The organism is Ravibacter arvi (assembly GCF_039540405.1).
Lineage (GTDB): Bacteria > Bacteroidota > Bacteroidia > Cytophagales > Spirosomataceae > Ravibacter > Ravibacter arvi.
Genome location: NZ_BAABEY010000020.1, coordinates 39,652 through 52,095, shown reverse-complemented (window position 1 = coordinate 52,095; position 12,444 = coordinate 39,652). Strand labels below are relative to the sequence as shown.

8 protein-coding genes are annotated in these 12,444 nt (G+C 50.4%); 6 read left to right on the top strand and 2 right to left on the bottom strand.

Going from position 1 to position 12,444, the window contains the following annotated elements; genetic code table 11:
• Positions 1 to 79: 79 nt before the first annotated feature.
• On the top strand, positions 80 to 1,321 hold the full coding sequence (locus ABD852_RS10270) for a sialidase family protein (RefSeq protein ID WP_345028407.1): 1,242 nt from the start codon (positions 80 to 82) through the stop codon (positions 1,319 to 1,321).
• Between the two features lie 374 nt (positions 1,322 to 1,695).
• Here ABD852_RS10270 and ABD852_RS10265 read toward each other — a convergent pair whose 3' ends face one another.
• Together ABD852_RS10265 and ABD852_RS10260 are read right to left on the bottom strand one after the other, a co-directional pair.
• Positions 1,696 to 1,827 (bottom strand): hypothetical protein, encoded by a 132-nt coding sequence (locus ABD852_RS10265; RefSeq protein WP_345028404.1) that lies wholly within the window; start codon positions 1,825 to 1,827, stop codon positions 1,696 to 1,698.
• Between the two features lie 115 nt (positions 1,828 to 1,942).
• Entirely contained in the window at positions 1,943 to 2,578 is a 636-nt protein-coding gene (locus ABD852_RS10260) for an HdeD family acid-resistance protein (protein WP_345028402.1), read from the bottom strand.
• 398 nt (positions 2,579 to 2,976) lie between these two features.
• Between ABD852_RS10260 and ABD852_RS10255 the strand changes: the two genes are divergently transcribed.
• From ABD852_RS10255 to ABD852_RS10235, 5 genes are all read left to right on the top strand, one after another.
• The gene (locus ABD852_RS10255) at positions 2,977 to 4,572 is read left to right on the top strand and encodes a hypothetical protein (RefSeq protein ID WP_345028399.1); all 1,596 of its coding nucleotides are present in this window, start codon (positions 2,977 to 2,979) and stop codon (positions 4,570 to 4,572) included.
• A gap of 33 nt (positions 4,573 to 4,605) precedes the next feature.
• On the top strand, positions 4,606 to 5,313 hold the full coding sequence (locus ABD852_RS10250; protein ID WP_345028398.1) for a hypothetical protein: 708 nt from the start codon (positions 4,606 to 4,608) through the stop codon (positions 5,311 to 5,313).
• A 414-nt stretch (positions 5,314 to 5,727) separates the two neighbouring features.
• Entirely contained in the window at positions 5,728 to 8,985 is a 3,258-nt protein-coding gene (locus tag ABD852_RS10245; RefSeq protein WP_345028396.1) for a SusC/RagA family TonB-linked outer membrane protein, read from the top strand.
• A gap of 78 nt (positions 8,986 to 9,063) precedes the next feature.
• Complete coding sequence (locus ABD852_RS10240) at positions 9,064 to 10,596, top strand: RagB/SusD family nutrient uptake outer membrane protein (RefSeq protein WP_345028394.1); 1,533 nt, start codon at positions 9,064 to 9,066, stop codon at positions 10,594 to 10,596.
• A 306-nt stretch (positions 10,597 to 10,902) separates the two neighbouring features.
• Positions 10,903 to 12,435, top strand: a complete 1,533-nt coding sequence (locus tag ABD852_RS10235) for a sulfatase family protein (protein ID WP_345028392.1) — start codon at positions 10,903 to 10,905, stop codon at positions 12,433 to 12,435.
• Positions 12,436 to 12,444: the final 9 nt, after the last annotated feature.

Here is a 12,444-nt window from a genome sequence, read left to right as displayed (position 1 = left end):
ATTTGAGTGGGGGTTTGCAGTATTAAGAGAAATAAACGATGGCAATGAGCCGCGGCTCATTGCCCAAACCTTTTACCAAATGAAAAAAATCCTGTTGCCGGTTATGCTGGCGTCTCTTCCGCTATTGTTCGTTTCATGTGCAACTCCTTCAGGAGAACAGTCTTCGGATGAGCATGTTAAGAACGTTCAGCACGCCATTATCTATTCACAACCCGGAAGGTTTGCCGGCTGGCCGGCTAATAACGGTGCTTTTGTTTTTGACGGCGATGAAATTATAGTAGGTTTTACAGAGGCTGCCTATTTATTAGGGGATAGCCATAACGCCGAAAAGCCCTTTCTGAATTGGTTGGCGAGGAGCAAAGACGGTGGTGTAACCTGGACTGCAGCCGACCCGGAGCATTATGCAGGAGATTTCGGGGCACAGCCGGAGCTGAAAACGATCGACAGCACGATCAATTTTACCCATCCGGGATTTGTGATGAGGGTGATCGGTGCCGGATATCACGGCGCCGAAGACGGCAGGGCACATTTTTTCTACAGCTACGACAAGGGCGCCAGCTGGCAGGGGCCTTACGGTTTTGGAAATCTGCTGACCTTGCCGGAACTGGCCGGTACGGGATTCGATGAGCTGACGCCGCGTACCGACTATATTGCAACGGGTGAAAAGGAATGCCTGCTGGTTTTCTCGGCCAGGAAGAAGGAAACCTTCGGTTCTGACCGTCTTTTTTGTATCAAAACGACCGACGGCGGCAAAACATTTGCTTTCCAGGGCTGGATAGTAGGGACACCGGAGATGGCAGGCAATGATGTTAAAGTTAATTTATTTGAAAATGCTGACCTCAATCCGGGCGCCAATGAATGCCGGGCGGTGATGTCGCAGTCTCAAAAGCTGGAAAACGGCACGATAGTGACGGTAATACGTCGAAAATATATTACCAAGGACAAAGAGGAGCTACACTGGGTGGATGCCTACCACTCCACTGACGAAGGAAAGACATGGAGCTTTCTTTCTAAAGTGGCCGATACCGGAGCTTCGAACGGTAACCCTCCGGCAATGGCGATTACCAAAGACGGGCGCTTATGCGTGGTGTTTGGTGAGCGGGATAAAGGTTCCATCCGCGTCGTTTACAGCGCCGATGAGGGAAAAACCTGGAGCAAACCGCTGATCCTGATGGATGGTTTCTGGTCGGAAGACATGGAGCTCAACGATTTAGGCTATCCGCGCGTCGTTCGTCGCAGCGACGGCAAAATGGTAGCGATGTATTATTACTCGACAAAAGAAAATCTTCACCACCTGCGCGCTACCATTTGGGAGCCGTAGCACCACCTGGTGACCGGTTACTTATTCCCCTCACGGGCTTTTACGGTTTTGCCGGCATTGCTAGTGAGGGGAATATTTTATAGCAGGGAGAGATACTGTCCCTTTTGTCATTACAGGCGTCTTCGGTAAAAAACGCCTGGCGGTCATAATTTTTGTATTCAGGTTGGATGAATAGGATGAGTTGATGTTAAGCCGCCACGTCTTTTACATGGCCGCGAATTCCAGCGAAGCATGTTTGGTGCTTTGATTTAAATAAACAACGCTTAGCTTTTGACCTGGTTGAGGATCAGACATCCGGCAGATTGTGTTAAAGGGGGTCGACGGGCTCACCCGCCATCCGGGTGGCAGCCTCCGGTAGGCAGCCTTCGACGAGCTCAGGCGCCATCCGGCAGGCGCCATCCGGACGACGCCGACAGGCACCATCCGGACGGCACCATCCGGACGGCGCCTGAGCCTGTCGAAGGCTTATCTTTGGATACCCATTCAATAGAAGCCGTGCGTTCCATTATCACGCATCTGTAAGTCTGTTGTACAGAATTCACGATAAGTTTCACAGAAAGAACCTTTGTGTGCGCTGTTAAAAATAGGCGACAGGGCGCACAAAGCTCACAGAGGGCCATATCAGCCTTTTGCTTCGTTATGTATTTCCTGTTGCAGGTGCTCTATTTTTTCTCTTAGTGTTTTACTGAGCTTGGCGGGGTAGTTTTTAACCTTTTTCAGATCGAAGGCCAGTATAACGGCGGAGACGCCTGCAAACAGGAAAGACAGGGCCGTGAGCGTGACGAGCGAGATGCCGGTAAACAACGGGTTGGCCAGGAGCATAAAGGAGAAAAGAATGCCCAGCACACTCGCCAACGCGAGGTTACCCCAGTTAATCAGATTCTTATCCCTTAAATCCAGCGAAAATCCAAGCAGCTGAAAGGAACGGAACAGCATTGTAAATCCGACGACAAAGGGAAGAACGGCAATTGAGATTTCAGGATAGATGATCAGGTAAATACCCATTCCGAGCGAAAGAAGGCCGCTCACGAGATACCAGCCCCATCCGCTCAGTATTGTGGCGTTCTGAATGGAGAAAAATATATCGAGAATACCCGAAATTATAAAAGACAGGCTAAACAGGATTGAGAGCGTGAGGTAAGTTTCAAGCGGCGCGGAAAATATGTAGAAGCTACATAAGATAAAGATAACCCCCAGGATTAAAGGGATATACCAATGTTTGACGGAATTGGTAAACGCATTCAGTAAATTGGCCATGGTATTACCTCTTTGATTTGCAGCGCCTACTTTGTGATACGGTGTTCGGCGGTTCCGTAAGTCTCGTTTTTTAAAATGTACCTGAAGTTTATATCGTATTTGAATGTTTGAATTTCCGAATGGTAAGTGTGCGATTTAATACCCGGTATACGGCAACCGATACATGAACAAGTCTGTCGGTTCGGCGACCAAACTTGATTTAAATTTAAAATAAAGATAGTAATAATAGTAGTTGTATTATGTTTTTTATTTGAAAAATTCTAGATACTTCCAGGCGCCCTCCTACCACTGCATCGGATGCCACAGGGTGGATTATGCTTCCCCTCATTTGAACCGGGGGGCAGGCCCATTGACTAAACCTCTTTTTTGACCAGTCTCTAAATTCGTAAACTCAGTAGATGTCCAAAGATAATTTCAGTCGCAGGGATTTTGTTCGCAAATCTGCCGCGGGAATAGGGAAACTTGCCATAGGCGGAGCTGTCGTACCTCAAAATTTTGCAGCCGGCGCTCAGGAGAAAAATTCGGCGAAGCAGCCTGAAGAACCCATAACCATCACGGAAAATGACGTGGTGATAGAAAATGAACTGGTGCGGCTGGTGATAGGGCCGGATGCCGTAGCCCGGAGCTTACAGTTTAAACCTACGGGTGAAGAATGCCTGGCCGGTAATATCAAAATCCCGGTTAGTACCATCAGGCAGGAAAGACCGTATCAAAATGAGATAAAGCTCGCCTATCCCTGCCAGGAATCGGAATTTAAAGCCACCTCGCTACGGCGGGAAGGAGACCTCCTGACTATTGGTTATGAGCTGATTCCGTACAAAGCCGTGGTGAGGGTCATTGTAAAACCAGCGTATATTGAGTTCAGGCTGGAGGATTTTGTGATCAATAAGGGTGGTTACGGGCAACTGATCAGGACAGCCCCGGTCTGGAAGATATGGTTTCTGCAATTGCCGGTTCGTGAACGCAGCTACTACGGTGACCTGCTCGAAGTGGTCTGGGACGAAAAGATGGCCACTAATCTTCTGGCCACCAATCCTTATACCCGGATAGCCGCGGAGAAAGGAGATAATTACTACCTGTTAAAAGCAGGGGCAGAAAGAGAGGTGATGTTGAAAGGGACCAGTGCGGTCCTGATTACCTGCGAGACAAGCCGGTTGCTGGACAACATCGGCAGGGTGGAAGACGACTTTAATCTGCCGCCCGGCGTAAAGAGCCGGCGAAGTGAAGCTTACCGTTATTCCTATTATTTTTCCGGCGACATCCACCCCGGCAATGTTCAGCAGCACCTGAAATATGCGAAAATGGGTGGTTTCCGGGCGATGAGCCTTTATTACTCCGCCTTTTTAAAAAGCAGCGGCTATTACCTGCTTACCGGCAGCTTCGACTGGCTTTCGTCGCATTACCCGAACGGGAAAGAAGATCTCCGCAGGTTGCTGGCCAGGATAAAGCAGGAAGGCATTGTATCAGGATTCCATTTTTTGCATACGTTCATAGGACTTGAAAGCGCGTATGTTACACCGGTCCCGGATCACCGGCTCAACCTGATTAAGCAGTTGACATTGGCCGCACCGTTAAACACAGGCGATACCACGATTTATATTGACCAGGATCCGTTCGCGATCGAGATGACGGAGGGCCGTCGTGTTTTGAAAATAGGAACCGAGCTGATCACTTACGAAGGCTATACCGACACCAGGCCCTACCGGCTTACCGGGTGTGTCAGAGGAGCATTCAAAACGAAAGTGGATCAATATCCCGCCGGTTTTATGCTGGGCGTGCTGGATGTGAGCGAGTTTGGTGCGCAAAGCGTGTATATTAACCAGGACAACGACCTGCAGGACGAAATTGCCGAAAAGCTGGCCGATATCTACGACGCAGGTTTCGAATTCTGCTACTACGACGGGTCAGAAGGGGTGAACGCTCCTTTCTGGTGCAATATTGCAAGGGCCCAGTGGCGGGTTCACAAACGGCTGAAGCCGCAGCCGCTGTTCTAGGAGGGAGCTGCCAAAACCCATTTTAGCTGGCATATGCTGAGTCGCGGAAACGCCTTCGACATTTTTATGCCGGAGGAGATAAAGGAATCCGTAAGGTTATACCCGGCCGCCGAGGCGCCCAGGATGAAGCAAAATTTTACGAATATCAATTTCGGATGGTTGGGGTATTGGGCGCCGGATAAAAATACGGTGGGGACACAACCCGATATGCTGGAGTACGTTTCCAGCAGGGCTGCGGCGTGGGACTGTCCCATTGGGATACAGTCCGATCTGAAGAAGTTTGACAGCCACCCCAGGACGCCCGATAATTTTGAAGTAATGCGAAGATGGGAGGAGGTCAGGATCAGCGGTTGGCTTACCGGCGAGCAGAAGTCGGCGCTTCAGAACCTGGAGCAGGAGCATATTCTGCTTATCAATGAACAGGGAGCATTTGAATTGCATCCTTACAGCCAGATTGAAAACATAGGTGGCAATCGTCGGGAGATACGGGCGTTTATTTTTGAAAGGGACACCAGGCTGTATGTGGTATACTGGCATATATCAGGCTCAGGAAAGCTGGAACTTTCCCTGCCTTTTAAAGACGTGGTGGTGACAGAAGATTTGCAAAAGCAAACACCGGTGAAGTTTTCCAGGCGCTCCGACCATATCACGCTTCCTGCCGGCAGCCGCCGGTACATCCAAATCGGCGGAGCGACGGAAGCACAGGTCCGGGCCGCTTTTCGAAATGCAAAAATTATCTGAAAAAATCTTTTGCAGGACAACTAAAGAAAATATTGCCTGCAAAAGAAAGAGTTGGGTTTACTTCGCAAAGTAAGCATTCCGCGTTTGTCCTGATAATGATTGGGGCGGCAACTTTGTCCAGTTTTATGAAACTGGACAAAGTTGCCGCCCCAATCATTAGTTACGGTTTTGCGGGAAATGGAGATATTCGGAGGGATTCATTCCTGTAGTCTTCTTTAAAAGCATTGGAAATCGGAAATCGGAAATCGGAAATCAGCCGGATCGCATGGGCTGATTTCCGATTTCTGATTTCTGATTTCTGATTTCTGATTTCTGATTTCCGCTCCCGAAATAACAAAAGCATAACAGACCGGTGATTTGGCAATAACAGCATTTCCTCACTTTCGCGGCTGATTTCATTTCAAAACATTTTATATGGAGAAGCAACTATTCAAATCAGTTTATAAAGCAATGGTGTGCTTTGCATTGATTGCCTGCTGTACATTGCCTGCCGTTGCGCAACGCAGACAGGTAAAAGGCAGCGTTACAGAGGCGGCCACGGGGCAGGCGCTGCCGGGGGTTACGGTTCAGGCAAAGGGGACGACAGCAGCTACGATGACCGACGTGAACGGAGAGTTTGTGTTGACCGTTCCTGACGAAGCCACTTCCATCACGATCTCTTTTATCGGCTTCAAAACCGTTGAGGTGCCCGTTAGCGCGGTCGTGAACGTGGCATTGGAAAACGATATATTGTCACTCCAGGAGGTAGTAGTGGTGGGGTACCAGACCATGCGCAAAAGCGACATTACCGGGGCAATCGCCAGCGTCAAATCGAGCGAGCTCAACCTTACTACGCCGACGGTCGGCCAGGCGCTGGTAGGTAAGGTGGCGGGCGTGCAGATCTCGCAGGTGAGCGGCGCTCCTTACAATACCACGAAAATCCGGGTGCGGGGTACAAGCTCCATCAACGCAAGTTCTGATCCGTTGTATGTCATAGATGGCTACCCGGCGAATGGCGATCTGTTCCTGAATATGGAAGATATCGAGTCGGTTGAAGTTTTGAAGGATGCGGCATCAGCGGCCATTTACGGTTCCAGAGCATCCGGAGGCGTGGTGCTGATTACGACCAAGAGAGGACGGGAAGGAAAAACTTCGGTTACCTACGATTACCAGTTTGGCGTGAATCAGCTGGCGCGCAAGGTTGATGTGCTGAATGCCGCACAATTCTTTGACCTTTTTGTTGATGCGCACAACAAGACCTACAAAGACCTGATGATTTCGCAGGGCAAGGCATGGTCGGATGAATACCTGCGCGACGACAACGTTACGCGTACCTCCCGTACCAACAACGTAAACCCCAATACGATCAGGATTCCCGATTATATGTATGATTTCGCCACGGGGACGATCAAAAAGCCTGAGTACGACACCGACTGGCAAAACGAGCTTTACCGCAATGCAGGCAACCACAGGCATAATTTGTCTATTGTCGGCGGACGTAACGGTGTGCGCTACGCAGTTTCCGGAGGGTACCAGAACCAGAATGGCATTATGCTCAATACCGACATGGTGAAATACAACCTGCGTTCGAACATTGACATCGATATTTCGAAAAAAATTACCGTAGGCGCCAATCTTGCCTATACGGATACAAAAGGGAATGAAGTAACCGAAGGCCGGTTTCACCAAAGCCCGGTGCTGGCTGCATTGATTTACCTCCCGTTCCTGAAACCCTACAACGACGATGGTACCCCGGCGCAATATGCCATGGCGGCACAATCCAGCGATTATGCCTTTCAAAGCGATATTGAAAACCCGATGGCCTATACCGGAATGGTGAAAAACTTCCGGAAAACCACGCGGGCTACCTATAATGTGTACGGACAATACAAAATCATTGAGCCGCTGGTGGCCAAGTTGTCCTTCGGTACCTACAATTATACCAATAATTGGGAGTACTACCGGCCTACAAGTATTACTTCGGGTGTGAACCCGCCGTATTCTACCCAGGCCATTACTGCAGCAAACGCCCAGAATACCCGGGCGGATGAACGAGATTACCTGACCGAATTTACGCTGAATTTTAACAAAAAAGTTGGTGATTTCAGTGTGAACGGTGTAGTGGGTGCCTCGGCGCAGTCGCACGTCACCGATGTGATTGCCGTAACGGCCAACGGGTTCACCGACGACAAGGTCCCTTATATTACAGGCGGCGGCTCAGATCCCGCCAACTTTTCGAGAGGCGGCGCGACGGCAATTACCCAGCATGCGATGTCTTCCGGTTTCGGACGGGTCAACGTAAATTATCTCGATCGCTACCACGTAACAGCTTCTTTCCGCGGAGACGGTTCTTCACTTTTCGGTCCTAAGAACCGATGGGCTTATTTCCCTTCCGTATCGGGCGGCTGGACGATTTCCGACGAGTCGTTTTACCGGAATCTCGCGGGCGAAAAAACCTCTCTGAAGTTCCGTGCAAGCTGGGGCGTAAGCGGCAACAATGGTATCGGTACCTATAATTTCCAACAGGTAATGGGTAAGGGCGGCGTACCCATCGGCAGCGCTGTGCAAACCGCCATGTACCCGGGCGCCTTCCGCGATGACAAGCTCGGATGGGAGTCTACTTCGCAAACCAACATCGGTATGGATTTAGGTTTGTTCAGAGGCCGCCTGCAGGTAATCGCCAACTATTACGACAGCTATACCTACAACCTGCTGTTCTCAAAATCCATCACGGCACTGTCCGGTTCCACATCGATGCTGACCAACCTGCCTGACTCCAAAATCAACAACCGCGGTTTTGACTTGCAGCTGGATGGAGTTGTTCTGTCCGCAAGCGACTATGAAGTGCGTGCCAGCGGAAATATCTCCGTGAATCGCAACAAGGTGCTTGACCTGGGCGGAGGATCGACCATTCTTACCCGGGGCGCCGAGAGGGGATATGATACCCATATTACCAGGGAAGGTCAGCCCATCGGGATGTTCTACGGGTTTAAGGTGGCGGGTATGGTGAAAACACAGGAAGAGGCGGACGCGATCAATGGAAATCCTGATGTGCACGATAACATTCCGGCGCGGTCGGCGGCGCAAAGCACGAAAATACAGCCCGGCGATTTGTATTTCGAGGATGCCAACAAGGACGGGATTGTGAACGATCTGGACAAAACGATCATCGGCAGCCCGCACCCCGACTTTATCTATGCTTTCAGCGTTTCAGGGCGCTATAAGAAATTTGATCTCTCGGTGTCGGCCAACGGTACCCAGGGCAACAAAATCCTGGACGGTCAAAACTACTACAACCTGAATATGGAAGGCTCCGGCAACCAGTATGCGATCGTCGATCAGCGTTTCCGTACACCGGAAAACCCGGGTAATGGTGAAATTTACCGCGCGGCCCGCGGCGGTACGCAGAGCAATAGTACCCGTCTGTCTACCTTCTACCTGAACGACGGCTCGTTCTTCAGGATTACCAACATTACACTCGGTTACAACTGGAATACGGCCGATCTCACCCGCAATGCTATATCGGCGGTACGCATCTATGTTTCTGCCGACAACCTGTATACGGCTCAAAAATACCGGGGGTACAACCCTGAAGTAGACTATAACAACGGCTCTAACCTGACCCCCGGTGTAGATTATGGCAAGTATCCGCTGATGAGGTCTTTCAACGCCGGAATAAAAGTTCAGTTTTAATAGCTGTGAGGTTTGAGGTGTCAGGTTTCGCGGCCGCACCTCACCGTCCACACCTCACCGCTCAACCCCATTACTCACATGAAAAAGATAAGTGTATTATTAATCGCAGTCGCCACAATATTTTCCTCGTGCAGCGACTACCTGGAAGTGGAGAACCCGAATGCCATCGTCAGTGACAAATTCTTCTCTTCAGAAACAGACGTTCAGAAGGCCGTAGCGGGTATTTACAACGCAATCAGGAGCAACGCCTGCCTCGGTGAAACAAGTGATCTGTACAGCGAGGAGCGTTCGGACAATGCCGGCCGTACCGATAACCAATCGGCAGCAGGTACGCCGTTCCAGTTCACGAACTTCACGCTGGTGCCTACCAATCCTGAAATGACCAACCACTGGAACGCGCTGTATTCGGTGGTTTCACGCGCCAATTATGTGCTGTCGAATATAGACAACCCGTCCATCCGGTTCACGAACGAAAGCAACCGTGCGGTCTATAAGTCGGAAGCCCTCTTTCTCCGCGCGCTTGCCTATTTCCATCTGGTGCGCAAATGGGGCGACGTGCCGATGGTAACCCGGTTCATGACCGCGTACGAAGATATTCTTGCCGGTACTTTCCGTGTAAAAAGAGAGCTTGTCTACCAGCAGATTGCTGAAGATCTTTCGAATGCCCTGAATTCGGATCTTCCCGATATTCAACCCGCAGCGGGCAAGGGCCGTACTTCAAAAGCTGCCATCAATGGCCTGCTCGGGCAGGTTTACCTTACCATGGGGTCTGTGCTGCCAGACAACAAACAGGCGAATTTTGCCAGGGCGAAACAATACCTGGAGGCTGCCTATGCCATGCGGGGCTTCGGCCAATTGTCGGAAATACCCTACCAGGACGTATTTGACGTTGCCAAAAAGAACACCTGTCCGGAAATTATTTTCCAGATTGTTTACCGGCAGGGCGATCAGAACTACTTTTCCAATGTTGCATTCCGCAACCAGGCGATCGGCGAAACGCTTAACTCAAAACGGACTTCCACCGGGAGCGGTTTCTTCGTCAATCCTGACCTGGTGAATGATTATGAGGCCGGCGACCTTCGAAAGGAATTCTCGGTAAAATGGGCGAACCATGCCAGTGCAAAAACCTGGTTCATTACGAAATACCGCGATGCAAGTGAAACCGCCGGTGCGAACGGCTGGGGAGGCAATGATTTTATACTGATGCGCTATGCCGACATCGTATTGATGCTTGCCGAAGTAAACGAAAGGCTGGGCAACACCGCAGAGGCAATCGGTTACCTTGACCAGGCACGCACACGCGCTGGCCTGCCGGACTATCGGACCTCGGATGCGAACGCAGATTACCACGCCAGATATCCTACCCTGAAGCTGGCGATCCTCCATGAACGCAGGTCGGAGCTGGCTTTTGAAAACCACAGGTTGTTTGACCTGCTCCGCGCTTTCGGCGATAACCCGCAGGAATTCGTGAATTATTTCAAGGCGAAGAAAGCCGCTGACTACGGGATTTCCGACCTGAACAATGTATCAAAAAAGGATATCTACTTCCCGATCCCCTTTGATGAACATAAGCTGGATCCCGAAAAAATGTACCAGAACGAGGGATATTAACGGGTGCGAATGTAATAAAACTAAAACGGGGCTGTAGATTCCTCAGTTCCGGTCGGAATGAGAGGAGGGGCCACGAATTCACGAATAAATAGTCTATTCGTGAATTCGTGGCTTTTTTCGCGACTTCTCAGCCGGGAACATTTCGAGTTTCTCCAGCCTGCTCGGAAGCTGTCAAAGTAATCTATCCATTCCTGAAATATTACCGGACTTTTTTCGGGGAAAAGCACAGCTGGTACAAGCTGACCGTGAATAGTTTTGGAGAAGTTATATATTTGGTAGCCGGATCACCCGAAACTATCGCTAGCTATGTTATTCGAACAACGAAAATGGTACCTGTTGTTGCTCTTCCAGTTTTTTATACTGGCGGGCTATGCCGGTGGGAACAAAAAGCCCAATATTCTCTTTATTATGTCGGATGACCATACGTCGCAGGCGTGGGGGATTTACGGCGGAATACTGGCTGATTATGTTAAGAACGACCGGATCAAATGGTTGTCCGAGCACGGAGTAGTGCTTGAAAACGCATTTTGCACAAATTCTATCTGCGTGCCCAGCCGGGCCGCCATTATGACAGGCCAATACAGTCACAGGAACGGCGTTTACGACCTGGGCGGGGCCCTTCCCCCGGATAGCCTGAATTATGCCCGGCTTCTCCGGGAATCAGGCTACCAGACTGCCCTGATCGGTAAATGGCATCTGAAAAAAGAACCTTCCGGCTTTGATCATTATATGGTTTTGCCGGGGCAGGGCGCTTATCGTGATCCGGTTCTTCAAACGAAACAGGACTGGAAAGATAATGAAAGGGGCGGGAAGGTTTACAAGGGGTTTTCAACGGATGTGATCACCGATCAATCTATTGCGTGGCTCAAAAATCTCAATGCTGACCGGCCATTCTACCTTTCGGTCCATTTCAAGGCAACGCATGAACCGTTCGATTACGCGGAGAGATACAAGGATCTCCTGGAAGGTATTGAAATTCCCTATCCCGATAATCTCGGCGACACGGGGGCGGCAACTACAGGCCGTACACATGATGGCTGGCCGCTCGATCTGCTCGGGAAGCGTTATGTACAGTCGGCCGCCTTTTACCCTGGCAGCCCTGTTTCCCTGGATGGGCTCAGTGCGGCCGACACCCGCAAAAAAGTGTATCAGAAATTTATCAAGGATTATATCCGGTGTGCTGCCGGCATTAATGACAATATCGGCCGCCTGATCGACTATTTGCGTGAGAGCGGGCAGTTGGACAATACGGTTATTATCTACACCTCCGACCAGGGTTATTTCCTGGGTGAACACGGCTTTTTTGACAAGCGGTTTATTTATGAACCGTCCATGCGGATGCCGTTTGTGATTTACTACCCCAGGGAATTGAAAGGCGGCAGGAGAAACAAGGATATTATACTGAACATCGACTTCCCGTCGCTTTTCCTGGACTATGCCGGCGCAAAGCAACCCGCGTCCATGCAGGGAAGGAGTTTCCGGGCCAACCTGTCGGGAAAAACGCCCCCGGACTGGCGTAAGGACCTGTACTACCGTTATTGGGCCAACGAACCCCGGAGGCCTGCACATTTCGGCATACGCACCGACCGGTATAAACTGGCATTATTTTACGGGCAGGACAGGACGCATGCCACCCGCGATTCGATGCCTTACCCGCCGGGATGGGAATTTTACGACCTGGCGAAGGACCCGGGTGAAAACCACAACGCGATCCATGACCCGGAGTACCGCGCTGTTATTGCCCGTTTGAAAAAGAGGTTGAAAACCATCAAAGCTACCTCTGGTGACGCTAGGGAAACGAACCCCATAATAAACGAAATTCTGGAAAAATCATGGTAGTACAGCCAG